Source organism: Sphingomonas sediminicola (assembly GCF_049991885.1).
Lineage (GTDB): Bacteria > Pseudomonadota > Alphaproteobacteria > Sphingomonadales > Sphingomonadaceae > Sphingomicrobium > Sphingomicrobium sediminicola.
In genome coordinates, this window is record NZ_CP178916.1 from 2015834 (window position 1) to 2039171 (window position 23338).

The 23338-nt window shown below is 63.2% G+C and carries 22 protein-coding genes and 1 tRNA gene; 14 read left to right on the forward strand and 9 right to left on the reverse strand.

What is annotated here, in order from left to right; all coding sequences use genetic code 11:
• Positions 1-6: 6 nt before the first annotated feature.
• Positions 7-399 (forward strand): hypothetical protein, encoded by a 393-nt coding sequence (locus ACMC5O_RS10505; RefSeq protein ID WP_187708832.1) that lies wholly within the window; start codon positions 7-9, stop codon positions 397-399.
• Here the strand turns inward: ACMC5O_RS10505 and ACMC5O_RS10510 are convergent, their stop codons facing one another.
• Both ACMC5O_RS10510 and ACMC5O_RS10515 read right to left on the reverse strand, forming a co-directional pair.
• A complete protein-coding gene (locus ACMC5O_RS10510; protein WP_187708831.1) occupies positions 400-924 on the reverse strand; it encodes an acyloxyacyl hydrolase in 525 nt (174 codons plus the stop codon).
• A 22-nt stretch (positions 925-946) separates the two neighbouring features.
• Complete coding sequence (locus ACMC5O_RS10515) at positions 947-1540, reverse strand: DUF2585 family protein (RefSeq protein WP_187708830.1); 594 nt, start codon at positions 1538-1540, stop codon at positions 947-949.
• 65 nt (positions 1541-1605) lie between these two features.
• Between ACMC5O_RS10515 and ACMC5O_RS10520 the strand changes: the two genes are divergently transcribed.
• The 5 genes from ACMC5O_RS10520 to ACMC5O_RS10540 all read left to right on the forward strand — a co-directional run bounded on the left by ACMC5O_RS10520 (position 1606) and on the right by ACMC5O_RS10540 (position 6605).
• Positions 1606-2586: a magnesium transporter CorA family protein gene (locus ACMC5O_RS10520; RefSeq protein ID WP_187708829.1), complete on the forward strand. Its 981-nt coding sequence runs from the start codon at positions 1606-1608 to the stop codon at positions 2584-2586.
• A gap of 95 nt (positions 2587-2681) precedes the next feature.
• Positions 2682-5363, forward strand: coding sequence for an aconitate hydratase AcnA (acnA, locus tag ACMC5O_RS10525; protein ID WP_426692821.1), 2682 nt, complete (start codon positions 2682-2684; stop codon positions 5361-5363).
• Positions 5360-5707, forward strand: a complete 348-nt coding sequence (locus tag ACMC5O_RS10530; RefSeq protein WP_222949877.1) for a hypothetical protein — start codon at positions 5360-5362, stop codon at positions 5705-5707. Before acnA ends, ACMC5O_RS10530 begins: the two co-directional genes overlap by 4 nt.
• Positions 5704-5967, forward strand: coding sequence for a CBU_0592 family membrane protein (locus tag ACMC5O_RS10535; protein WP_187708827.1), 264 nt, complete (start codon positions 5704-5706; stop codon positions 5965-5967). Before ACMC5O_RS10530 ends, ACMC5O_RS10535 begins: the two co-directional genes overlap by 4 nt.
• Entirely contained in the window at positions 5931-6605 is a 675-nt protein-coding gene (locus ACMC5O_RS10540) for a cyclase family protein (protein ID WP_187708826.1), read from the forward strand. The genes ACMC5O_RS10535 and ACMC5O_RS10540 overlap by 37 nt, the downstream gene beginning before the upstream one ends.
• On the opposite strand, the gene ACMC5O_RS10545 is transcribed toward ACMC5O_RS10540, so the two are convergent.
• Positions 6587-7294: a YgfZ/GcvT domain-containing protein gene (locus ACMC5O_RS10545; protein ID WP_187708825.1), complete on the reverse strand. Its 708-nt coding sequence runs from the start codon at positions 7292-7294 to the stop codon at positions 6587-6589. The genes ACMC5O_RS10540 and ACMC5O_RS10545 overlap by 19 nt on opposite strands.
• Before the next feature lie 28 nt (positions 7295-7322).
• Between ACMC5O_RS10545 and pyrC the strand changes: the two genes are divergently transcribed.
• Positions 7323-8351, forward strand: coding sequence for a dihydroorotase (gene pyrC / locus ACMC5O_RS10550; RefSeq protein ID WP_187709809.1), 1029 nt, complete (start codon positions 7323-7325; stop codon positions 8349-8351).
• Here the strand turns inward: pyrC and ACMC5O_RS10555 are convergent.
• From ACMC5O_RS10555 to ACMC5O_RS10570, 4 genes are all read right to left on the reverse strand, one after another.
• A complete protein-coding gene (locus tag ACMC5O_RS10555; RefSeq protein WP_187708824.1) occupies positions 8348-9109 on the reverse strand; it encodes a Crp/Fnr family transcriptional regulator in 762 nt (253 codons plus the stop codon). The genes pyrC and ACMC5O_RS10555 overlap by 4 nt on opposite strands.
• Positions 9110-9206: 97 nt before the next feature.
• A complete protein-coding gene (locus ACMC5O_RS10560; protein WP_426692822.1) occupies positions 9207-10136 on the reverse strand; it encodes a Gfo/Idh/MocA family protein in 930 nt (309 codons plus the stop codon).
• On the reverse strand, positions 10136-10765 hold the full coding sequence (locus ACMC5O_RS10565; RefSeq protein WP_187708822.1) for a 2-dehydro-3-deoxy-6-phosphogalactonate aldolase: 630 nt from the start codon (positions 10763-10765) through the stop codon (positions 10136-10138). The genes ACMC5O_RS10560 and ACMC5O_RS10565 overlap by 1 nt, the downstream gene beginning before the upstream one ends.
• Positions 10762-11649 carry a 2-dehydro-3-deoxygalactonokinase gene (locus ACMC5O_RS10570; protein ID WP_187708821.1) on the reverse strand — a complete coding sequence of 296 codons (888 nt, stop codon included), beginning with the start codon at positions 11647-11649 and terminating at the stop codon, positions 10762-10764. Before ACMC5O_RS10570 ends, ACMC5O_RS10565 begins: the two co-directional genes overlap by 4 nt.
• Positions 11650-11765: 116 nt before the next feature.
• Between ACMC5O_RS10570 and ACMC5O_RS10575 the strand changes: the two genes are divergently transcribed.
• Positions 11766-13073 (forward strand): family 1 glycosylhydrolase, encoded by a 1308-nt coding sequence (locus tag ACMC5O_RS10575; RefSeq protein ID WP_187708820.1) that lies wholly within the window; start codon positions 11766-11768, stop codon positions 13071-13073.
• The gene (gene dgoD, locus ACMC5O_RS10580; RefSeq protein WP_187708819.1) at positions 13070-14209 is read left to right on the forward strand and encodes a galactonate dehydratase; all 1140 of its coding nucleotides are present in this window, start codon (positions 13070-13072) and stop codon (positions 14207-14209) included. The genes ACMC5O_RS10575 and dgoD overlap by 4 nt, the downstream gene beginning before the upstream one ends.
• A 4-nt stretch (positions 14210-14213) precedes the next feature.
• Here dgoD and ACMC5O_RS10585 read toward each other — a convergent pair whose 3' ends face one another.
• Positions 14214-14543 (reverse strand): hypothetical protein, encoded by a 330-nt coding sequence (locus tag ACMC5O_RS10585; RefSeq protein ID WP_187708818.1) that lies wholly within the window; start codon positions 14541-14543, stop codon positions 14214-14216.
• Positions 14544-14669: 126 nt separating this feature from the next.
• Between ACMC5O_RS10585 and ACMC5O_RS10590 the strand changes: the two genes are divergently transcribed.
• From ACMC5O_RS10590 to ACMC5O_RS10600, 3 genes are all read left to right on the forward strand, one after another.
• Positions 14670-15554, forward strand: a complete 885-nt coding sequence (locus ACMC5O_RS10590) for an aldose 1-epimerase (protein WP_246444292.1) — start codon at positions 14670-14672, stop codon at positions 15552-15554.
• 61 nt (positions 15555-15615) lie between these two features.
• Positions 15616-15708, forward strand: a tRNA-Ser gene (locus ACMC5O_RS10595).
• Between the two features lie 112 nt (positions 15709-15820).
• Complete coding sequence (locus tag ACMC5O_RS10600; protein ID WP_426692823.1) at positions 15821-18028, forward strand: adenosylcobalamin-dependent ribonucleoside-diphosphate reductase; 2208 nt, start codon at positions 15821-15823, stop codon at positions 18026-18028.
• A 1-nt stretch (position 18029) separates the two neighbouring features.
• Here the strand turns inward: ACMC5O_RS10600 and hemN are convergent, their stop codons facing one another.
• Complete coding sequence (gene hemN / locus ACMC5O_RS10605; RefSeq protein ID WP_222949872.1) at positions 18030-19388, reverse strand: oxygen-independent coproporphyrinogen III oxidase; 1359 nt, start codon at positions 19386-19388, stop codon at positions 18030-18032.
• 109 nt (positions 19389-19497) lie between these two features.
• On the opposite strand from hemN, the gene moaA reads away from it, so the two are divergent.
• Together moaA and ACMC5O_RS10615 are read left to right on the forward strand one after the other, a co-directional pair.
• Entirely contained in the window at positions 19498-20505 is a 1008-nt protein-coding gene (gene moaA, locus ACMC5O_RS10610) for a GTP 3',8-cyclase MoaA (protein WP_187708816.1), read from the forward strand.
• Between the two features lie 91 nt (positions 20506-20596).
• A complete protein-coding gene (locus ACMC5O_RS10615; RefSeq protein WP_426692824.1) occupies positions 20597-23329 on the forward strand; it encodes a nitrate/nitrite transporter in 2733 nt (910 codons plus the stop codon).
• Positions 23330-23338: the final 9 nt, after the last annotated feature.

Here is a 23338-nt window from a genome sequence, read left to right on the forward strand (position 1 = left end):
GGGTGGATGAAAGCGCTTTTTGCAGTTTCCCTATTTGCGCTGGCGGGCTGCTCAACGCTCGGCCAGGGACCGACGACATTGAGCGGCTCCTGGGGCGGACCGGGCATCGGCCTCGTGCTGGAGGGCGGCCTCGGGACAGTCGAGTACGACTGCGCGTCGGGGACGATCGACCAGGCCATCCCGTCCGCCGAGGTCCCCTTCACCGTGACCGGGACACATCGGACCGGAGCGTCGGGGCCGATCCGCACCGGGCAGATCTTCACGTCGCAACGCGCGACCTACACCGGGCTTGCGATCAAGCAGGACCTAACGCTTAGCGTGAAGCTGGAAGACGGGACCGAGCTGGGGCCGTTCAAGCTGACCCAGGGCACGGCGCCCCAGATCAATCGGTGCCTTTAGCTAGAGTTTGAAACTCAGCCGGCCGCCGATGTTATCGATGCCCGGGTTCTGCTTTCCAAACAGAGTGCCGTGGCTCATGTGGACCCAGCTCGCCTCGATCGTCATTCGATCGTTGATGCGCGTGCCAATGCCCAGTTCCGGTTCGAACAAGATGCGGCTGCCGAATTCCAGCTCGCCATTGCCCTCGATTTGGTAATTTTTCGCCGAGCCCGTGTGGACCGCGATGCCGAGACCAGGGCGAATGAAGAATCGCTTGCCGAACTTCGCTGAGAGCCCGATCGCTCCGTAGTTCGTCTCCCCGGCAGTGTTGATGGCAACGAAGGCATAGGGCTGCAGCGGGGTCTTGCCGATCCGGTCTCCCCGCCATCCGATCTGCACGTCCGCGCCCTTCTCGACGCCGGCGATCGTCAGGATGGTGTCGACGTCGTGGACATAGACGCCGCCTACGATCTCGTCGGCCTGTGCGGGGGCCGCTGCGAAGGCAGTTGCAAGAAGAGCAGTCGCGGCGAGGGCAATTGATTTCACGTTGGTGTGTTCCTTGGCGGGTTCAATGCATGAAGTGCGCAATTAGTGCCGAAGCGGAGCCGCCCGACTGCCACGCCTTGAGCGCTTCGTTCGGCGCGAGCAACATCCAGACGTTGAGAGTCAGATTGTCGCGGATGACGAACAATGGGACGAGCTCGAGGACCAGCACGATGGCGACGGAGGCCCAGACCGGAAGCCTGCGCGCCACCAGGAAGCCGCCGATCATCATCGCGATATCGGAAATGGAATTGAGCACACTGTCGCCGGTGTAGCCGAGCGCCGCGGTTTCTTCGCGGTAGCGATTGATGATCAAGGGCGTGTTCTCGACGATCTCCCACGCCGCCTCGATGGCTAGCGCGATGAGGAATCGCCTTTCCAACGGCCAGCGCCGCCCAACCAGCCACAGGCCGGCAAAGAACAGAAAGCCGTGAACGATGTGGCTCGGGCTGTACCAGTCCGACAGCATCTGGCTGGTTCGCGAGCTGTTCGGCTCGCCGACCCACAGATCGATCGCCCCGCAAGTGCAGATTGGCGGCCGTCCCATCAGGTACAGCAGCATGGCGGTCGCAGCGAGGAGGACAATGGCGGCGACGGCCGCGCGCTTCGAGCGAGTCATTCCTGCTAGGCTTAGCAGAGCGAAGCGGCTTGCAAAGCCGGTCTGTTGGGTGGACACGACGCACGATGTTGCGCGCCTACGGACCAAATTGTGACGGAAGCATCATCGATCCGGGCAAGGGCCAACGGATTCCCGACGACGCGACCTGGATCGACCTCGAGGAACCGACCCGCGAGGAAGACAAGCTCGTCGAAGAGTGCGTTCGCGTCCAGGTGCCGACCCGCGAGGACATGCGCGAGATCGAGCCGTCGAGCCGTCTCTACGAGCAGAATGGCGCGCTCTACATGACCTTGAGCGCCCTTTACGGCGTCGAGGAAGGCGGACCGAAAAGCGATCCCGTCGGCTTCGTTCTCACCAAGGATCGCCTCGTGACGGTTCGCTATGTCACCCCGAAGCCGGTGCGCGCTTTCCAGCAGCATGCGCGGCGCGAGCACTCGCTGGTTCAGGACTCCCTGACTGCACTGTACGGAATCCTCGACGCGATCGTTGACCGGCTCGCCGATGAGCTGGAATCGGCGGGTTTGGAGATCGAGAAGATCTCGACGCATATCTTTGCCAAGCAGACGAATGCGCGCAGAATCCCGGCCGACCGGCTGACCGCGCTGCTGACCCGCATAGGCCGTGCGCAAACATTGCTCGCGAAGGTCCGGGAGACTGCGGTGAGCACCGGCCGGCTGCTCAGCTTCCTTTCGGCGTCTACGCACATGAAGAGCGAGGGGGCCGCTATCATCAAGGATCGCGTCGGCAGCCTATCGACCGACGTTCATTCCCTGATCGAACACAGTAGCTTTCTCGGCGACAACCTCATCTTCCTGCTCGACGCATCGCTCGGCTTGATCAGCATCGAGCAGAACGCCGCGATGAAGCTGTTTTCGTGGGCGGCGCTCGTGTTTCTCCCGCCGACCCTGATCGCCGGCATCTACGGCATGAATTTCAAGCACATGCCGGAGCTTCAGTGGGTATTCGGCTATCCCATGGCGCTTACGCTCATCCTCATCAGCGCCGTCGCGCCGATCTGGTATCTGAAGCGGCGCGGCTGGATCTGAGGTGGTTTGCGGCCTGCCTAGGTGATTGCTAAGGGCCGGTGCGCTGCCCATCTAGCGGGCGCTCCCAGAACTCAAGCACTCACAGGACCTCATCGATGATTCCGACCGGCCAGGACAGCCTCAACACTCGCTCGAACCTGACCGTCGGAAGCCGAACCTACGCTTATTATTCGCTGCCAAAGGCGGCGGAACAGCTTGGCGACATCAGCCGCCTGCCCTTCTCGATGAAAGTGCTGTTGGAGAATCTGCTCCGCTTCGAGGACGGCACGACCGTCACTCGCGACGACCTGCAGGCAATGGTCGACTGGCAGAAGGAACGGAGCATCTCCCGCGAGATCCAGTACCGGCCCGCGCGCGTGCTGATGCAGGATTTCACCGGCGTACCGGCGGTCGTCGACCTTGCCGCCATGCGCGACGCGATGAAGCAGCTCGGGGGCGACCCGCAAAAGATCAATCCGCTGGTACCCGTTCACCTCGTCATCGATCACAGCGTGATGGTCGACGAGTTCGGCACGCCCAAGGCCTTCGAACGAAATGTCGAGCTGGAATATGCCCGCAACGGAGAGCGCTACGAGTTTCTAAAGTGGGGCAGCGGCGCGTTCGACAATTTCAAGGTCGTGCCTCCCGGAACCGGCATCTGCCACCAGGTGAACCTAGAGCACATCGCGCAGGGTGTCTGGAGCGGTGAGGACCAGAACGGCGAGACGGTCGCGTTCCCGGATACGCTCGTCGGAACCGACAGCCATACGACGATGGTCAATGGCCTCGGCGTTCTCGGCTGGGGCGTCGGCGGCATCGAAGCCGAGGCGGCGATGCTCGGCCAGCCGGTGTCGATGCTCATTCCGGAGGTCGTCGGCTTCCGGCTGTCGGGTCAGCTCAAGGAAGGCATCACCGCCACCGACCTCGTGCTGACCGTCACCCAGCTGCTTCGGGCCAAGGGCGTCGTCGGACGCTTCGTCGAATTCTACGGTCCGGGCCTCGCGACGATGAGCGTCGCCGACCGCGCGACCATCGCCAATATGGCGCCGGAATATGGCGCGACCTGCGGCTTCTTCCCGATCGACGATCGAACGATCGAATATCTGAAGCTCACCGGCCGCTCCGACGAGACGATCGAGCTGGTCCGCGCCTATTGCCAGGCCAACGGCTTCTGGCACGACATCTCAAACCCGGAGCCGGTATTCACCGACACGCTCGAGCTCGACATGAGCACAATCGAGCCGTCGCTCGCCGGACCGAAGCGCCCTCAGGACCGCGTCGTGCTGGGCGACGTCGACGACCAGTTCAACGCCGAGCTTGAGCACACCTACAAGAAGCACAAAGACCCTCGCGTCGCGGTCGAAGGCGAGCAGTTCGACCTTGGCAATGGCGACGTCGTGATCGCCGCGATCACCAGCTGCACCAACACGTCCAACCCGTCCGTGCTCGTCGCCGCCGGGCTGGTCGCGAGGAAGGCTCGCGCCAAGGGCCTGCTTCCCAAGCCGTGGGTCAAGACTAGCCTCGCCCCCGGCAGCCAGGTGGTCACCGATTATCTGAACGCCAGCGGGCTTGGTGAGGATCTGGACGCCTTGGGCTTCGACCTCGTCGGCTACGGCTGCACGACCTGCATCGGCAATTCCGGTCCTCTCGCCGAGCCAATTTCAAAGGCGATCAGCGACAATGACTTGGTCGCGGTCAGCGTGCTGTCGGGCAACCGCAATTTCGAAGGCCGGGTCTCGCCGGATTGCCGCGCCAACTATCTCGCATCGCCCCCGTTGGTGGTCGCTTATGCTCTGAAGGGTTCCGTTCGGGCCGACCTGATTCACGAGCCGATCGGCACTGCGACGAATGGCGAGCCGGTATTCCTCAAGGATATCTGGCCGTCGAACGAGGAAATCCGCGCGCTGATCGACGCGCACGTCCATTCGGACATGTTCCGGACACGCTACGCGGACGTCTATCGCGGCGATGAGCGCTGGCGGGCGATCCCGGTCTCGGGCGGCGACACCTACGGATGGCCGGCCGCATCGACCTACATCCAGAACCCGCCTTACTTCACCGGCATGACGATGGAGCCGGTTCCGCCGGGCGACATCGAGGCGGCCCGTCCGCTAGCCGTGTTCGGGGATTCGATCACCACCGACCACATTTCGCCTGCGGGCGCGATCAAGCCGGACAGTCCCGCCGGCCGCTATCTGCTGGAGCGACAGGTCAGCCGCGGCGAGTTCAACAGCTACGGATCGCGGCGCGGCAATCACGAAGTGATGATGCGGGGCACGTTTGCCAACATCCGCATCCGCAACCGCATGCTCGACAATGTCGAGGGCGGCTTCACCCGCTACGCGCCGACCGGCGAGACGATGGCGATCTACGACGCGGCCATGCTCTACAAGCAGGATAATCGTCCGCTCGTCGTCATCGCGGGCAAGGAATATGGCACAGGCAGCTCGCGCGACTGGGCGGCCAAGGGCACTGTGCTGCTCGGCGTCCGAGCGGTGATCGCCGAAAGCTTCGAGCGCATCCATCGCTCGAACCTTGTCGGCATGGGCGTGCTTCCGCTGCAGTTCCAGACTGGAGAGAATGCGGAGAAGCTCGGGCTCGACGGAAACGAGAAGTACACGATCACCGGCATCGGCGAGTTGAAGCCGAGGCAGGATGTCACCGTGCAGGTGGTGAAGGACGACGGGCGCGAGTTCAGCTTCACCGCTCGCTGCCGCATCGATACCTACAACGAACTCGAATATTTCAAGTCGGGCGGCATCCTGCACTACGTGCTTCGGAGGCTCGCGGCGGCGTGAGGGACGCTGCCGGCTGGCTTGTGTCCTTCGCCGGCGGCACGTTGCTGTGGTCTGCTGCGACCCTTTCATCCGGCGGCCGCGAGCCGTGGGACACAGGCGAATATTGGGCGATCTACTTACCCGTCGCCTGTGCGCTTAGCGGGCTACTTGGCTACGCATTTCCAGAGCGGACCTGGCGCTGGCCCCTGATCCTCATGCTGGCGCAGTTTCCGGTCATGGCCGTCACCAGGGGCATCGGCAGCCTCTGGATTCCGGGCGTCGTGATGCTGCTGGTCTTGGCTCTTCCCGGAATGCTGATTGCCGCCCTTGGAAGTCTGCTCCGCAGATCGGGGCGAGCGGCATGACGGCCGTCGAGATTGCCGTCGAAGTCGTCGGCTGGGCCGGCGCGCTGCTTATCCTGCTGGCCTATCTCTTGCTTTCCGCCGGGAAGCTGACCGGCCAGTCGGTCGTCTACCAAGGCATGAACGTCGTCGGCGCCGCCGGCTTCACCATCAACGGATGGTGGCACGGAGCGCTTCCTTCGACCGCGCTCAACATCGTCTGGATGGGAATAGGATTGGTGGCTCTATGGAAGATCACTCAGCGCCGCGGCTCGTCGACCTAAGCCACGTCATCACCGAGGGTATGGTGACCTACAAGGGCCTGCCCGGCCCCCACGTCTGCGACTTCATCTCGCGCGAGCAGTCGGCGGCCAATTACGACGACGGCTCGACCTTCCAGATCGGCCGGATCGACATGGTCGCCAATACCGGCACCTATGTCGACGTTCCGTCCCATCGTTTTGCCGACGGCAAGGACTTGAGCGAGGTCGGCGTCGAATCCTTCGCACACCTTCCTGCAATTGTCGTTCGGCATCCGTTTGAGTCCGGACTGGCGGTCGACGCCGGAGCGTTCGACGGGCTTCATTTGCGAGGATGCGCGGTGCTCGTTGCGACTGGCTGGGACCGGCATTGGGGGCAGGACGCCTATTATCACGATCATTCTTTCCTGACCCCGGCGGCTGCCGAACGGCTGGTCGCTGAGGGCGCTGCTCTGGTTGGGATCGACAGCCACAACATAGACGATACGCGGGTGCGTACGCGCCCCGTGCACACCGCATTGCTTCGCGCCGGCATTCCGATTTGCGAGCATATGACGGGCCTCGGGAGCCTGCCCGATAAAGGCTTCCGATTTTCGGCGACACCGCCGAAGGTGAAGGGGATGGGGACCTTCCCGGTGCGGGCTTACGCCGTGCTTGGCTGAGCCAGCGCGGTCGCGAGCCACTGCGGGATGATTGCGCCGGCGAAGTCGTCCAAGCGCCGATGCTCAACCGCCAACCCGAGGTGCTCGTAAAGCACGCGAGTACGAGGCCCTGCTTCCGTTGCAGGCACGACGACGAGCCGGCGATTGATCTTCTGCCGCCAGTTCATCCGGGCGGTGTTTTCCTGGCCGACAAAGCAACCTTTCGTAAAGCTGACGCCGTTGAGCTCCGCCGCATTGCATTCGAGCCAGAGCAGGTCGCCAAGCTCCGCGCGGCCTTCGCAGACACCGAGGTTGAGCCGATGTTCGAGCCAGCCGCTGGCCGCTTCGGAAGCGGGGGCGAGCCACCTATGGCCAAGTTCCGCAAGTCGCGGATCGGCGGTTTCAGCGCCGTTAAGCGACCAATGCACTGCCACCGTTTCGTCTCGCTCGATCCGGATCGGACGACGCAGGCGATACATCGACAGCCGCTTGATCAAGTCGTCCGCCGAATCTGCCTCGCAATCGAAAAGCAGGTCCTCGCCGTCCGCCCAGATCATGAAATCGAACAGGCATTTGCCTTGCGGGGTCAGCAGTGCCGCCCAAACCGGCAACTGGGTGATGTCGCTTGTGACCAATCCTTGCACGAAGCTGCCCACATCTTCTCCGGACAGGCGGACGATTGCGCGATCGGTCAGGGTGGTAGCGGCCATGACCTTCAGTTAGGGAGCCGCCGTGACGATGCAAAGCCTGACGATCCGCCGCCCCGACGATTGGCACGTGCATTTGCGTGACGGCGAAATGTTGCGAGTGGTCGCGCCCTTCACAGCGCGGCAGTTCGCGCGCGCCGTCGTCATGCCGAATCTCGTCCCGCCGATTACGACTATTCCGGCGGCCGCCGATTATCGCGAGCGGATCTGGGAGGCGGCAGGACGAGAGTTCAGGCCGTTGATGACTTATTACCTGACCGACGAGTCAAATCCGGACGTCGTCGAAAGCGGCTTCAACGACGATGTCTGGATCGCGGCCAAGCTTTACCCCGCTAATGCCACGACCAACTCTGCATTTGGGGTCACGGACGTCCACAATCTCCATCCGACCTTGGAAAGGATGCAGCGGATCGGAATGGTGCTGTGCGTCCATGGCGAAGTGACCGACCCGGACGTGGACGTCTTCGATCGGGAAGCCGTGTTCATCGACCGCGTGCTCATCGGCCTCACTCGCGACTTTCCCGATCTGAAGATCGTGCTCGAGCACATCACGACCGCCGAAGCGGCGGACTTCGTGCGGGACGCCGGCCCGAATATCGCGGCAACGATTACGCCGCAGCACCTCCACCTCAACCGAAACGCTCTGTTCGCCGGTGGCTTGCGGCCGCACGCTTACTGCCTGCCGGTCGCAAAGCGGGAGAAGCACAGGTTGGCGGTGCGCGCCGCTGCCGTTTCAGGCTTGCCCAAATTCTTCCTCGGGACCGACACCGCACCGCATGCCCGCCATGCCAAGGAATCTGCGTGTGGTTGCGCGGGGATTTTCAACGCGCCCTACGCTCTCGAAAGCTATGCTACGGTCTTCGAAGAGGAAGGCGCACTCGACAAATTCGAAGGCTTTGCCTCCGAGCATGGCGCGAATTTCTACGCCCTGCCGCTTAACGAGGGAACGGTCACGCTGGAGCGGGACGAGGAATACGTGCCCGAACGGCTGGGCATCGGCGATATCGAACTCGTCCCGTTCCACGCCGGACAGCGGCTGAACTGGACGTTCGCCGGCTAGCAGCCCTCGCTTCCGCCCGACCCGCTTGGGCCGATCACCGATCCGAAATGTTCGCCGACGATCGAATAGCACTCGCAGGCGTGACGTTTCAGACCGGCCCGGTCGACGACGATTACCCGGCCGCGCCGGGCCGAAATCAGACCCAGGTCCTGGAGCGCGCCGACCACCGCATTCACCGTCGTGCGCTGCACTCCAAGCAACTCGGCCAGGGCCTCCTGTGTCAGTTCGATCCGGTCGCCTGCGCGGTCCTGTGCCGTGAGCAGCCATCGTGCAGCTCGCTGCTGGATCGAATGAAAGCTGTTGCACGCGGCCGACTGCATGACCTCTGCAAGGAGATAGTCCGAGAATCTGCAGAAGAGATTGGCGACGAAGCCGGATCGGCTCTTCGCTTCTTCGAGCGCTTCCATCGGAACCCGCATCGCGGGCCCGCCGACCATGACTTGCGCCTGCGCGAACGCGGGCGCGCTTCCGCAGCTGACGATGCCCCCAACTGCGCCTTCGCGTCCGATCGAGGCGACTTGCACGGTCCGTCCGTCGTCCATCTCGACGACCAGCGAGATCATCGTCGTCCCGAATGGAAAGTAGCTCCACTCCACGTCCTGGCCCCGGACCTGCACGTGATCGCCGACAGCGAGGCTGACGACGTCGCCATGCGGCTCGAGCAATCCGCGAACTTCAGCGGAAAAGGTCGCGAGCAAGAGATTGCCCGCAAATGCCCCATCGAGCCTGTCCAGCTCGTTGATAGTGGTGTCTGACATACGCAACAAAACCCCTCAGCGTGCGCTGACAGCGCCGCCTCGCAAGTCATTACGCTTGCGGTACGGCATTTAACAAGGATTAACCACGCCAATCATCTCATAGGCTAACCGGTTCGACGATCCTCCGGCGCGATGCCAGGAGGCAATCGGCCACCAAACGCAGAGGACGCACATCCACGGAACTGCGACGTTCGTCGATCAAATCGACGAATTCACGATAGATGTCCGAGTATTCACCGCTTTTGCCGACATTTTGTTCCACGCCGCCAACAAACAGCCGTGAGCCCCCTTCGGTCAGCTGGACCTCCGCGCCATCGGCCGTCCGTGCCGAAATCGTCCATTCTTCTCCCTCGGTGCGGCGCCAATCGAGACTGCAGTGGAGCGGCCCGTCGGCGACGTCGCCCGCGAATTCGATCTCCGCAGCGATGGGGGTTTGCGCGTTCTCGGGGAAGCTTAACTCGGCTGACCGAACAAACAGCGAGCCGGGGAAAATCGCCGTCGCGATCGAGAAGGCGTTGATGCCGGGATCGAACACGCCGAAGCCCCCCGGTTCCCAGATCCATTGCTGACCCGGGTGCCATTTGTGAACGTCCTCGTGCCAGAGAATCCGCATTTCAGAAATGCGCTTTCCCGCGAGCAACCGCGCTGCAGTCGCGACCGCCGGGTTGTGCCGCGCATGCCAGGTCGCAAAAAGCGTTACACCTTTCGCTTCCGCGAGGCGGGCCAGCTCGTCGGTCTCGCTGAGAGTCACCGTTGGCGGCTTTTCCATCAGTACGTGGAGGCCGCGTGCAATGCACTCGCGGACAATCTCGTAACGCGGGGAGGGTGGCGTGGTGATCGCGACCGCTTCCAGTCCTTCGACTTGCTTCAACAGTTCGCGCCAGTCCGTAAAGACGGGATGGACGCCTTGCCCGGAACGGCTCGACGATGCGGCCAGCTCAAACCGTGGATTCCCGGCGATCGAGGGGACATGCTGGTCCGCGGCGATCTTGCCGAAGCCGATGATGGCAATTCGGATCGGCTGCATCAGCGCTTGACCGCCGCCACAAAGGCACGCGCCTTCTCGAGCGTCGTTTGCGGGTCCTGGCCCGATTTGTAGAGCCCGCCACCAAGCCCAAAGCCGTCGGCACCCTCAGCCATCCAGCCGGGAATGGATTCGGGCGTCACACCTCCCACTACGATCAGCGGAACGTTCTTAGGAAGCACGGCCCTCTGTGATTTCACGACCGTCGGAGATGCCGCTTCGGCCGGAAACAGTTTGATCGCGTGCGCACCCGCGCGGATCGCTTCAAAGGCTTCCGACGGGGTGAAATAGCCGGGCGACGAGACGAGCCCGGCGGCGACGGTGGCCCCGATCACCGCCGTATTCGTGTTGGGCGAAACGACCAGACGGCCTCCTGCTTGCGCGACCCGAGATACGTCTGCCGGATCGAGGACGGTTCCGGCGCCGACCAGCACTCGATCGCCGAACCTTTCGGCGATGATCCGGATACTTTCGAACGGCTCCGGCGAGTTGAGCGGAACCTCGATGATCCGCATGCCGGCGTCGTAGATCGCGCCGGCTATTGCTTCCGCGTCGGCGAGGGTCACGCCGCGGATGATCGCGACGAGCGGGCACTCCGCAAGATAGGTCCGAAAGTCTTTGGCTGCGTTCATCCGATCAACTCCACGATCCGTTTCGCACCGGCAAGGAACGCTTGCTCCCCGTCCACCTCGTGGCACCGTTTGCCGGCGATCCGAAGCGCTTCCGAATAGAGTCGGGTCAGCTCCGGTCGGCCCATTACGACGATCTCGGCCTCACCACGCTGACGGAGGCCAGCGCGGACGTCCGCTCCGATCAACAGGCCGCTTCCATAGGATGGCGCATCCTTCGCATCGGCTTGCCCAAGCAGGACCCTGGCTCGGACCTTGAACAGTTCGGCGGTCAGGCATTCGTCATCAAGGCCTCGGCGGACCCCGGATGCAAACGCCTCGCCGGGCTCGGCGCTCCCTGACAGCAAGTCGGCAAGGATGCTGTGCTCACGCAGGAGGTTGAAGAGCTCGCCGGTCATTACAGTCGTGAACCGCGCGATTCCCCCGCTTTCCAGCCGCGCCCATTTATTGTGCGTGCCGGGATGGCAGACCAAAGCATTCGCGGAGACGAGCCCGGCCGCATAGGCGCCCAAAAGCTGGACTTCCTCACCACGCATGACGTCCGCTTCGTCGGCATCGATGAAGGAGACGCCGGGCACGATCGCCGTTTGCTCAGCCTCAGCCCACACCAGCGCCTTGGCGAGATCCTCGATCCCGGCGGGACAGGGCACGTAGGGCGCCTCGATCCAGCCGCGGTTCGATCCGACCATGCCGGCGAGCAACAGCGGCCGGTCGCCGAGACGTTCGCGAATTTCCTGGACAGCAGCTTCGAACCCGCCCTTGGGAACCGAAAGGATGCCCTTCTCGTCCTCGAACTCGTCGATGCACTTGCCGTCACCATCGATCAGGTACGCACGGCGGTTCGTCGTCCCCCAATCGGCGGCAATGAAACCTTCTGCCCAGTGCATGCGTCAAAGAACATTGGGAACGCGACAAGGCTCCATGGTTTCTTGTCGTTTGACGGGACTGGCGGGCACCCGTCCGGAATAGCGGCGCCTAAGGAGACTGGACCATCGCAAACTTCATGTTCGCGACCGGGATCGAGAACAGCATCCCCACGATCAATAACGGCAAGACCCGCGTCGACGAGATGGAAAGCTGCGGGCACTATCAGCGCTGGCGCGAGGACTTCGACTGCGTCCAGGACATCGGGATCAACTACCTCCGCTATGGCCCGCCGATTCACAAAACCTACCTCGGGCCCGGCAAGTATGACTGGGAATTCGCCGACATCACTTTTGCGGAGCTGAAGCGGCGCGACATCATCCCGATCGTGGACCTCTGCCACTTCGGCGTTCCCGACTGGATCGGCAATTTCCAGAATCCGGATTTCCCGCATCTGTTCGCGCAATATGCGGCGGCGTTCGCCGAGCGCTTCCCGTGGGTGCAGCTCTACACGCCGGTCAACGAGATGTTCATCTGCGCGATCTTCTCGGCCAAGTACGGCTGGTGGAACGAGCAGATGAAGACGGACCGGGGGTTCGTCACCGCGCTGAAGCACATCGTACGAGCCAACGTTCTCGCGATGCTCGAAATCCTGAAGCACCGCGCCGACGCCATCTTCATCCAGTCGGAATCGTCGGAATATTTCCACGCCGATTCACCGGCAGCGATCCATCAGGCGGAAGTGCTGAACTCCCGCCGCTTCCTCAGTCTCGACCTCAACTACGGCCGCCGCGTCGACAGCGAGATGTACGAGTATCTGATGGAGAACGGGATGACGAAGGATGAGTATCATTTCTTCCTTCACAACCGGCTGAAGCAGCACTGCATCCTGGGCAACGACTATTACCGGACGAACGAACACCGAGTGTTCGAGAACGGCCACACGACCGCTTCGGGCGAAGTGTTCGGCTACACCGAGATCACGCGGCAATATTACAACCGCTACCGGCTTCCGATCATGCACACCGAGACCAATCTGGTCGAAGGGCCGGTCGGCGACGAGGCAGTCCACTGGCTGTGGAAGGAGTGGGCGAACGTCCTCCGCCTGCGCAACGTGGGCATCCCGACCGTCGGCTTCACCTGGTACTCGCTGACCGACCAGGTCGACTGGGACACGGCGCTTCGGGAGCAGAACGGCAACGTGAATGCGCTCGGGCTCTACGATCTCGACCGAAACATTCGGAACGTTGGCCGCGCCTACAAACGTCTGATCCGCGACTGGCGCGAGGTGCTTCCGGCATCGAGCCTCTGCCTCGTCGTCCCGATCGTCCCACCATCCCATTACGACATGGCGCACGCGCGGGAGCAGGAGGAACAGGCGCGTCGCCGCCTTCAGACTGAAGAGATCGATATCGGCCAAACCAACTCGCCGCAGGAAACGACATGAAGATTGGGAAGATCGAGACCTTCTATGTCCCGCCGCGCTGGCTGTTCGTGCGGGTGGAGTCCGACGACGGTGCCGTAGGCTGGGGCGAGGCGAGCTTAGAGGGCTGGGCTGAAGCGGTTGACGGCGCCTTCGCTGCGCTTCGCGACCGCTTCATCGGCCACGACCCCTTCCGGATCGAGGACATCTGGCAGATCGGATATCGCGGCGGATTCTATCGCGGCGGGCCGGTGCTGATGTCCGCGCTCGCGGGGTTCGAGCAGGCGCTGTGGGATCTCAAGGGTCGCGCGCTGAATCTTCCCGCGTGGGAAATGCTGGGTGGGCGCGTCCGCGACAAGGTTCGAGCCTATGCGTGGATCGGCGGGGATCGGCCGCACGAGATCGGCGCAGCCGCAAGAGCCCGCAGCGAGCAGGGCTTCTCGGCGGTCAAGATGAATGCGACCGCGGAGCTAGGCTGGATCGGCACGCCCAGGATTTTCGACGACGTAATCGCGCGGGTCGAGGCCGCGCAGGCGGCTGGAATGGACGTCGGGCTCGACTTCCATGGACGTGTCCATCGCCCGTTGGCGAAGCAGTTGGCGAAAGCTCTCGAGCCGCTCGGCCTGCTCTTCATCGAGGAGCCATTGCTGTCCGAGAATCCGGAAGGGCTTGCGCAAATTGCCAATCTCACCAGCACGCCGATCGCGCTCGGCGAGCGGCTCTATTCGCGCTGGGACTTCAAGCCCTTCTTCGAAGCAGGTGCGGTCGACATCATCCAGCCTGACCTGAGCCACGCCGGCGGAATTCTCGAATGCCGGAAGATCGCGGCGATGGCCGAAGCCTATGACGTGGCCGTCGCTCCGCACTGCCCACTTGGACCGCTGGCGCTAGCGGCCTGCCTGCAGGTTGCGGCCTGCGCGCCCAACGTCGCGATCCAGGAGATGAGCCTCGGCATCCATTACAATGTCGGCGCGGACCTGTTCACCTACTGCAAGCAGAAAGAGCAGCTGACTCCGCAGGATGGATACCTTCCGATTCCGGCCGGGCCGGGTCTCGGCGTAGACATCGACGAAGACATCGTGCGCGAGGCTCACAAGGACCCGCATTCGTGGCGCAACCCGATCTGGCGCCAGGCGGACGGGAGCTTCGCGGAGTGGTGAACTCTTATGCTACCCGGCGGATGCGGCGCTTGGCGACACGGTCGTCGCGCTCGAAGTCGACGTCGTCGAGCTGATGTCGAAGCTGCTCGATTTCGGCGTTAGCCTCGGGCAGGTCGGAACCGTTGTACCGGCCTTCCACGCTTGCCTCTTCCTCCGTCAGTTCGCGGAAGTAGCTGATCGACAGGCGCCGGCCGAACACGTCGTCGCCCTTCATTCGAAGTTCCGGATCGGAATCCGCCGGAAGATTGTCCCTGATCGCCGTCAGCGCGTTGATGAGCTGGTCGAGCGAGGTGTACTCGCTGATCTCGATAAAATCTTTGACGCGTCTACCCATGACCCTCTCCCCGTCCCGGGGGCAAAATACCAATCGCCTGAATCCCGGCGCAACGTCTAATCGGGTTTTATCCCCAGCGAAGTTGCGCATCCGTGAAGTTTCGGTTGTGTGAGGTTTAGAATTGCCATGCCTTCCGATGCCCTAACCCTTTCCTCAACCGACCTTGAATTGGAGCTAAGCCCTTCGATTGGCGGGGCAATTTCCCGACTGACCTATGTCGGCGAAGGCGGCCCACGGCCGATATTGCGCGAAGGACACAGTCCGCTTCAAAACGTTCTGGAGGCCGCAAGCTTTCCACTCGTTCCGTTCGTGAACCGGGTTCGGGGCGGGTCGTTCAGCTTTCGGGGCCGGACGGTCTCGCTTGAGCCGAACATGGGCGGGGACTCGAGTCCGCTGCATGGCCAGGGCTGGCTCAATCCGTGGAAGGTTGAGGAATCCAGCGATGGTTTCGCGACGCTTTCGTATCACCACGAGTCCGGCGAATGGCCCTGGGCCTATACCGCGCGCCAAGAGTTTCGGCTCGACGGGCCCGTTCTCGATCTGGCGCTCACCTGCCGCAACGAATCAAGCGAGCTCATGCCGTGCGGTCTTGGGCAGCATCCCTATTTTCCATGCACTGCTCAAACCCGACTGGACACGGAAGTCGGTTTCGCATGGACCATCGACGCGCAAGTCCTGCCGGTCGCGAAGGTCCCCGCGACGGGACGATACGATCTCCGCGACCGCCTCATCTGCGGGCAGGACCTCGACAACGGCTTCGAGGGCTGGAGCGGGCGCGTCGTGATGAACGACCCCGACTGGCCGTGCGAACTGGAGCTGTCGTCGCCGCAGGCCCGCTTTTTCCAGATCTTCTCGCCTACAAGCGGGGGCTTCTTCGTCGCCGAGCCGGTCACCCACGCGAATTCAGCGCTCAATGCTCCGGAGCCCGACTGGCCTGAGCTCGGATTGAGGATCATCGAGCCGGGCGAAGAAATGCGGCTCGACATGCGTATCGAAGTCCGCGCGAAATAGCGCGGTTCAGGTTGAAGCTTCCGGAAGCCGCCTATATAGCCCGCGGCCTAGCGCCGCTTCCGGAGACGTGGGTGAGTGGCTGAAACCAGCGGTTTGCTAAACCGCCGTACGGGGAATTCCCGTACCGAGGGTTCGAATCCCTCCGTCTCCGCCACCGGCTTGCGCCGCTTCTGACCAAGCAAATCCCCGGCCCGCATTTGCGCTGGATCAAAAGCGCACCGGCCCGCGCGTGCCACCCTCCTTCGACGCCAAGTTTGGAGGGAACGATGGCATTCGAAATCGCGCTCGCTGAGGAAATCTGGACGGCGAAATATCGCTTCAGGTCGGGCGATGGAGAGGGCGACTCCAGCTTCGCGGAAACGGCCGATCGGGTCGCGCGTGCCGTCGCCGAAGCCGAGATTCCTGAGCTATGCGAGCAGTGGCAGGCGCGCTTCCGCGATGCGATCGAAGGCATGCGCTTCATTCCGGCGGGCCGCGTGCTTGCCGGTGCAGGCACGGACCGCAGCGTCACCTTGTTCAACTGCTTCGTCATGGGGACCATCCCCGACAGCCTCGACGGCATCTTCGAGCATTTGAAGCAGGCCGCGCTGACCATGCAGCAGGGCGGCGGCGTCGGGATGGACTTCTCCACCATCCGCCCTTCGGGAAGCGCCGTGCATGGAGTGGGCGCGGAGGCGTCAGGCCCGCTGACCTTCATGGACTGCTGGGATGCGATGTGCCGGACGGTTCAGTCCGCGGGGCAGCGGCGCGGGGCTATGATGGGCTGCCTCCGCATCGACCATCCCGACATCGAGGCGTTCATCGACGCGAAGCGCGACCCAGCGAGGTTCCGCAATTTCAACCTGTCGGTGCTGGTGACCGACAGCTTCATGACGGCGCTTGGAAGCGATATGGACTGGCCCCTCGTTTTCGGCGGCGAAACGGTGCGCACCGTCCGTGCTCGCGAGCTGTGGGAGCGGCTGATGCGCGCGACCTACGATGTCGCCGAGCCCGGCGTAATCTTCGTCGACCGCGTCAATCAGCAGAACAACCTCGCTCACTGCGAGTCGATCAGCGCGAGCAATCCCTGCGGCGAGCAGATGCTTCCGCCCTATGGCGCGTGCCTGCTCGGATCGATCAACCTCGCACGGCTGGTCAACAATCCTTTTGAAGGCGGAGAGCTCGACGAGGAGCAGCTTGCCGACCTCACTCGTACAGCCGTGCGGATGCTCGACAATGTCATCGACATTTCGCGCTACCCGCTTCCGGGACAGGAGGCGGAGGCCAAGGCCAAGCGCAGGATCGGGCTGGGCATTACCGGCTTGGCCGATGCGCTGCTGTTTTGCGGCGCGGCCTACGGAAGCAGCGAAGCCGTCGCGCTGACGCGTCAATGGCTCGGCATCGTCAAGCGCGAGGCCTATCGAGCCTCGGCCGGGCTTGCGGCGGAGAAGGGCGCCTTCCCGCTCTACGATCCAAGCATGCTCGACCGGCCGAACCTCGCAAATCTCGACGAGGAGACGCGCGCGCTCATCGGCGAGCATGGCCTGAGAAACGGCTGCCTTACGTCGATCGCGCCTACCGGCACCACGTCGCTTCTCGCCGGCAATGTCTCCTCGGGTATCGAGCCGGTGTTCGCCTACAGCTACACCCGCAAGATCCTCCAACCCGACGGGACCAGGCGCGAGGAACAAGTCGAGGATTGCGCGATGCGCGTCTGGCGGCAAGTGAGGGGCGATGCGCCGCCTCCCGCGGACCTGTTCGTCAGCGCGCAAACCCTTACGCCATCCGACCATCTAACCATGCAAGCGGCCGCCCAGGCTTTGGTCGACAGCTCGATCTCCAAGACTGTGAACTGCCCCGAGGACATCGGCTTCGGCGCGTTCGCCGACATCTATGTTGAAGGCTACCATCTTGGCCTGAAGGGACTGACGACCTATCGTCCGAACCCGGTTACGGGATCAATCCTGAGCGTCGCCGAGACCGCGAAGCCTGTACCGAAGGCGGAAGAGCCGCTGGCGCCCCGCGCGGATCAGCTTCACGGAACCACCTACAAGCTCAAATGGCCCGAGAGCGCGCACGCGGTCTACGTAACGATCAACGACGTAGATTTGGATGGTCAGCGCCGCCCGTTCGAGATGTTCATCAACTCCAAGAACATGGAGCATTATGCCTGGACGCTGGGCCTCACTCGGATGATCTCGGCCGTGTTTCGGCGGAGTTCCGACGTGGCCTTCGTTGCCGAGGAGCTGAAAGCGGTCTTCGACCCGCGCGGCGGCGCCTGGATGCAGGGCCGCTACGTGCCGTCGCTGCTCGCGGCGATCGGCGACATCGTCGAGCGGCATCTCACCGGCCTTATCGTTGCTGAGGCGCCCGCGAAGGCCTTCGAACCGCAGGCTCGGCCGCTGCCCCTATGCCCGCAGTGCGGCGCGTCGTCGCTGATCAAGGTCGAAGGCTGCAACAATTGCCTGGAGTGCGGTTACTCCAAGTGCAGTTGAGCTAGACCGCGCGGCTGTAGCGGTCGGCCGACGGCGCGAGGTGCGCATCGAAAGCGGCGGCGATCGATCGCACCAGCGGCCTCGCGTGCGGCTTGACCGCAATCTCCGCACCGTCTCGTTCGACCAATCCATCCGCAATCAACGGTTCGAGCCTTGCGCTTTGGAGAAGCCATTTGGGATCTGTGTCGAACCCCCGGCACACCTCGGCGACATCGACGCGATTGTCGCACATCAGCCGCTCGATCACTGCGCCGCGAAGGCGATCTTCGCCCTCGAAGCGATACCCGCGCGCGATCGGCAGCCGACCCTCGGCTACGGTCCGCTGGTAGATCGGTATGCGGGTCTCGTTCTGAACGTAGCCCTCCGGCATCCGCCCGATCGACGAAGCGCCAAGCCCGATGAGCACCTCGGCCTCGTCGGTCGTATAGCCCTGGAAGTTGCGGTGAAGTCTGCCCTTCGCTGCGGCTTGCGAAAGCGGATCGTCGGGCAAAGCGAAATGGTCGAGGCCGATCTCGACGTAACCTGCGCGAACCAGCGCGTCGGCGATTGCGCGCGAATGGGTGAACCGCGCGTCGGAATTCGGAAGCGCGGCCTCGTGGATCTTGCGCTGGTGCGGCTTGAACGCCGGCACGTGCGCATAACCGAACACAGCGAGCCGGTCGGGACGCAGGGTCACTGCCTGCTCGACCGTGTCGAGGCAGGATTGCAGCGACTGCTTCGGAAGGCCGTAGATGAGGTCGAAGTTGATGCGCTTCATTCCGTTCGCGCGAAGCAGCCGAATTGCTTCCTGGATTTGCTCGAAGCTTTGAACACGGTTGATCGCACGCTGCACGTGGATGTCGAAGCTCTGGACGCCAAGGCTTGCTCGATTGAAACCACGTTCGCCGAGCGCCTGGGCCATTTCTTCCGACAGCGTGCGCGGATCGATCTCGATCGCGACTTCCGCGTCGGATTCGAAGGAGAATCGAGTCCGCAGTTCGCCCATGATCGAACGCATCTGGTCCGGGCTCATCATCGTCGGAGTGCCGCCGCCGAAATGGAGGTGGCTGATCGTCCGCAATCCCCGCACGTATCGCGAGACCAGTCCAATTTCCTTAGTCAGGCTGTCGAGATACCTCGCGACCGGCGCTTCGCGCGAGGCGACCGTCGTGTGGCATCCGCAATACCAGCACATCGCCCGGCAGAACGGGATGTGGACGTAGAGCGATGCGGGCCCCGGGGTCAGTGACGCGAGCCAGGATCGGTAATCCGCTTCGCCCACCGCGACCGAAAAATTCGGAGCGGTGGGATAGCTCGTGTAGCGCGGCATCCGCGCATCTGCGTAGCGGGCGAGCAGTTCTGGCGACAGCGTATCGGTCATTTCGATCGCGCTATCGAATGCGTTAGCGACAGGCCTTGATCCAAATCACCATCGGGGCCTAAGCCGCGCGCTAGCCGAAGCGCGTGGAAACGCGAGGTGAGTATTGGTCGTGACCAATCTTGCGAATGAAAGGCCGGACGGTCTTGTCGACAGCTTCGGCCGGCGAATCACCTACGTGCGCCTGTCGGTCACGGACCGGTGCGACCTGAGGTGCCGCTACTGCATGTCCGAGCACATGCAGTTCCTCCCGAAGCGCGACATCCTGACCCTGGAGGAGATGGTCGAGCTTTCGGAAATCCTGATCGCGCGTGGCGTTCGAAAAATTAGGCTGACAGGCGGCGAGCCGCTGGTTCGCAAGGGAATGATGGAACTCGTCCGCTCGCTCGGCCAGCGCATCGGATCGGGGCTCGACGAGCTGGTGCTGACGACCAACGGCACCCGGCTCGAACGATTCGCGACCGAGCTTCACGATGCGGGCATCCGGCGGATCAACGTCAGCCTCGACAGCCGGCGGCCGGAACGCTTCGGGCACATCACCCGAGGCGGCGATCTCAGCCAGGTCCTTCGCGGAATCGACGCGGCGCTGACCGCAGGGCTCGCGGTCAAGATCAACATGGTCGCGCTGGCCGGAATCAACGAGGACGAGATCGAGGGCATGCTGCGCTGGTGCGCGGCGATGGCGATGGACCTGACCCTCATCGAGACCATGCCGCTGGGTCAAGTCGAGGAGGATCGCACCGACCATTATCTTCCGCTCGACGCCGTAAAGCACAGGCTCGAGGAGCGCTTCACCCTCGTGCCATCGACAAAGCGCACGGGCGGTCCGGCGCGCTATTTCGATGTCGTGGAGCTGCGATCCCGGCTCGGCTTGATCACTCCCCTGACCAACAATTTCTGCGAAGGCTGTAACCGCATCCGCATCGCCGCGACCGGAACGGTCTACGGCTGCCTCGGTCACGACCAAAAGGTCGAGCTTCGCGATGCGCTTCGGTCTGGCGGGCGCGAGGAAGTCGACCGGCTGCTCGACCGGCTGCTCGCGGGCAAGCCCCGCCGGCATGACTTCCAAATCGGCGGCGCGCCGGCGGTGGCCCGGCACATGAGCGTGACTGGGGGATAGCCGCACTCCAAATGATTCTGATCAATCGGCTCCCTCCTCGTTGCTGCGAAAAGCCGCCTGCAACGAATCGCGGATCGCGAGGGGAAGCCCGATGATCATGATGACCGAACGGCCCGCCGAAGGCGCCAATCAGGCACTTTGGTCCAGCACCATCGCATTCACAGTCTGCTTCGCCGTCTGGACGATCTTCTCGATCGTCGGGTTGGGGGTAAAGGATCAGCTCGGACTGAACGAGACCGAGTTCGGACTGCTCATCGGAACTCCGATACTCACAGGCTCGCTGACACGGGTCGTTCTTGGCGTCTGGGCGGACCAGTTCGGTGGCCGCCGCGTCTTCGCGGGCGTGATGATCGCCGCTGCGATCGCGACGTTCCTGACTTCTTACGCACACACATACGAGCAGCTGCTGATCGCGGCGCTCGGGGTCGGCATTGCGGGTGGCTCCTTCTCAGTGGGCGTCACCTACGTCTCCAAATTCTACCCCAAGGAGAAGCAGGGCCTGGCGCTCGGCATTTTTGGGGCCGGCAATGTCGGCGCGGCGGTGACCAAGTTCCTCGCACCGTTCGTGATGGTTGCGATGGGCTGGCAGGCGGTCGCGCAGATCTGGGCGGGCGCGATCGGCTTAACCGCGGTCCTCTTCCTGCTGTTCACCAAGGAAGACCCGGAACAGCGCGGACGCGCAAAGTCGGGGCACAAGGCCGCGAGCATGGGCAACCAGCTTGCGGTGCTGAAGAACCTGCAGGTCTGGCGGTTCGCTCTTTATTACTTCTTCGTCTTCGGCGCGTTCGTGGCGCTTGCGCTGTGGCTGCCCCGCTACCTGATGGGTGTCTACAACCTAGACGTGAAGACGGCAGGCATGCTCGCCGCCTTCTATTCCGTGCCTGCGAGCCTGTTCAGGATTTACGGCGGGAAATTGTCTGATCGCTACGGCGCCCGCTCGGTGCTCTACGTCACTTTCGCGATCTCGGTGCTCTGCACCTTCATGCTGTCTTATCCGCCGACGACCTACATCATTGAGGGCGTGCGGGGGCCGATCACCTTCCGCACCGAAATGGGCCTCATCCCGTTCTTGGTCACCATCTTCGTGCTCGGCTTCTTCATGAGCCTGGGCAAGGCCGCGGTCTTCAAGCACATCCCCGTCTACTATCCGAACCATGTCGGCGCCGTCGGCGGCCTTGTTGGGATGGTCGGCGGGCTTGGCGGATTCATCCTCCCGCTTGCGTTCGGAGCGCTCAATGATCTGACCGGCGTTTGGACTAGCTGCTTCGTACTGCTGTTCGTGCTCGTCTCGATCGCGCTGGTCTGGATGCACTTCGCGGTCCGCCAAATGGAGCGTTCGGCCCAGCGTCGCGGCGAGGCGGCCCTCGTTCCCGAGCTCCCCGAAATGCAGGGATTTGGAGAGCCGGGTGTCGAAGCTCCACCGCGCCGCGCGGGACCGATCGCCGACTGGCGTCCTGAGGACGAGGATTTCTGGCGGAGCCGCGGCAAGGCGATCGCAAGGCGCAATCTCGGCATCTCCACCTACTGCCTGATGCTGTCGTTCGCGGTCTGGATGGTGTGGAGCGTCGTCGTCGCGCGCTTGCCCGCCATCGGCTTCGACTTCACCACCGATCAGCTGTTCTGGCTGGCAGCACTTCCGGGCCTTTCCGGCGCCACCCTTCGGATCTTCTACGCTTTCCTCGTACCCATCTTCGGCGGTCGCCTGTGGACGACCCTATCGACCGCGTCGCTGCTCATCCCGGCCTTCGGGATCGGCTACGCCGTGCAGTCGCCCGACACGCCCTACCTCATCTTCCTCGTGCTCGCGCTTCTGTGCGGACTTGGCGGCGGCAACTTCGCCTCGTCGATGGCGAACATCAGCTACTTCTTCCCGAAGGCAGAGAAGGGCAATGCGCTGGCGCTCAATGCGGGCCTCGGCAATCTCGGCGTCAGCGTCATGCAGTTCCTAGTTCCGGTCGTCGTGACCATGGGCCTGTTCGGAGCGCTCGGCGGACAGGCGCAGGTCGCCTCGGACGGCACGCAGCTGTGGATGCAGAACGCCGGATTCGTCTGGGTGCCGTTCGTCATGCTCGGCGCGATCGCGGCCTGGTTCGGGATGAACGACATCCTCAGTGCCAAGTCTTCTTTCGCCGACCAGTCGGCGATCTTCGGTCGGCTTCATACCTGGCTGATGTGCTGGCTCTACACCGGCACATTCGGGACCTTCATCGGCATGTCGGCGGGCTTCCCGCTGCTCGCCAAGCTCGTGTTCCCGGACGTCAATGCGCTCAAATATGCCTTCGTCGGCCCGCTGCTCGGAGCAATCTCGCGGGCAGCCACCGGCTGGGTCTCCGACCGCTACGGCGGAGCGCGGGTCAGCTTCTGGGTGTTCGTCGTTCAGATCGTCGCGATCGTCGGGATGATCTGGTTCCTCGACGCGCGGAGCTTCCCCGGCTTCTTCTCGATGGTCCTGCTGCTGTTCATCGCGAGCGGTGTCGGCAATGCATCGACCTTCCAGATGGTGCCCGGGATCATGCGCCGCGAAATCGACCGCACCGAGCCCGCACTTCCGGAACCGCAGCGCCGTGCGCAGGCGGAACGGGAATCCGCGGCGGTGATCGGCTTCACCTCTGCGATCGCTGCTTACGGCGCCTTCTACATTCCGAAGGCCTACGGCTCGTCGATCCAGATGACGGGAGCCGCGGACACCGCGCTGTGGGGCTTCCTGGTCTTCTACCTCAGCTGCGCCGCACTGACCTGGTTTGCCTACAGCGGCCCGCGCGGCGTGCTTCGTGACCTAGAGCGGAAGCCTGCCCTCCGATCCGCCGCCGCCGTGCCTGCATAAAAGGACGCA

Excerpts from the sequence above, each read along its gene's own strand:
- ACMC5O_RS10505 (WP_187708832.1), top strand. The coding sequence starts at position 7 with ATGAAAGCGCTTTTTGCAGTTTCCCTATTTGCGCTGGCGGGCTGCTCA.
- ACMC5O_RS10515 (WP_187708830.1), bottom strand. The coding sequence starts at position 1,540 with ATGACTCGCTCGAAGCGCGCGGCCGTCGCCGCCATTGTCCTCCTCGCT.
- ACMC5O_RS10520 (WP_187708829.1), top strand. The coding sequence starts at position 1,606 with ATGTTGCGCGCCTACGGACCAAATTGTGACGGAAGCATCATCGATCCG.
- acnA (WP_426692821.1), top strand. The coding sequence starts at position 2,682 with ATGATTCCGACCGGCCAGGACAGCCTCAACACTCGCTCGAACCTGACC.
- ACMC5O_RS10535 (WP_187708827.1), top strand. The coding sequence starts at position 5,704 with ATGACGGCCGTCGAGATTGCCGTCGAAGTCGTCGGCTGGGCCGGCGCG.
- ACMC5O_RS10540 (WP_187708826.1), top strand. The coding sequence starts at position 5,931 with ATGGAAGATCACTCAGCGCCGCGGCTCGTCGACCTAAGCCACGTCATC.
- ACMC5O_RS10545 (WP_187708825.1), bottom strand. The coding sequence starts at position 7,294 with ATGGCCGCTACCACCCTGACCGATCGCGCAATCGTCCGCCTGTCCGGA.
- pyrC (WP_187709809.1), top strand. The coding sequence starts at position 7,323 with ATGCAAAGCCTGACGATCCGCCGCCCCGACGATTGGCACGTGCATTTG.
- ACMC5O_RS10555 (WP_187708824.1), bottom strand. The coding sequence starts at position 9,109 with ATGTCAGACACCACTATCAACGAGCTGGACAGGCTCGATGGGGCATTT.
- ACMC5O_RS10560 (WP_426692822.1), bottom strand. The coding sequence starts at position 10,136 with ATGCAGCCGATCCGAATTGCCATCATCGGCTTCGGCAAGATCGCCGCG.
- ACMC5O_RS10565 (WP_187708822.1), bottom strand. The coding sequence starts at position 10,765 with ATGAACGCAGCCAAAGACTTTCGGACCTATCTTGCGGAGTGCCCGCTC.
- ACMC5O_RS10570 (WP_187708821.1), bottom strand. The coding sequence starts at position 11,649 with ATGCACTGGGCAGAAGGTTTCATTGCCGCCGATTGGGGGACGACGAAC.
- ACMC5O_RS10575 (WP_187708820.1), top strand. The coding sequence starts at position 11,766 with ATGTTCGCGACCGGGATCGAGAACAGCATCCCCACGATCAATAACGGC.
- dgoD (WP_187708819.1), top strand. The coding sequence starts at position 13,070 with ATGAAGATTGGGAAGATCGAGACCTTCTATGTCCCGCCGCGCTGGCTG.
- ACMC5O_RS10585 (WP_187708818.1), bottom strand. The coding sequence starts at position 14,543 with ATGGGTAGACGCGTCAAAGATTTTATCGAGATCAGCGAGTACACCTCG.
- ACMC5O_RS10590 (WP_246444292.1), top strand. The coding sequence starts at position 14,670 with ATGCCTTCCGATGCCCTAACCCTTTCCTCAACCGACCTTGAATTGGAG.
- ACMC5O_RS10600 (WP_426692823.1), top strand. The coding sequence starts at position 15,821 with ATGGCATTCGAAATCGCGCTCGCTGAGGAAATCTGGACGGCGAAATAT.
- hemN (WP_222949872.1), bottom strand. The coding sequence starts at position 19,388 with ATGACCGATACGCTGTCGCCAGAACTGCTCGCCCGCTACGCAGATGCG.
- ACMC5O_RS10615 (WP_426692824.1), top strand. The coding sequence starts at position 20,597 with ATGATCATGATGACCGAACGGCCCGCCGAAGGCGCCAATCAGGCACTT.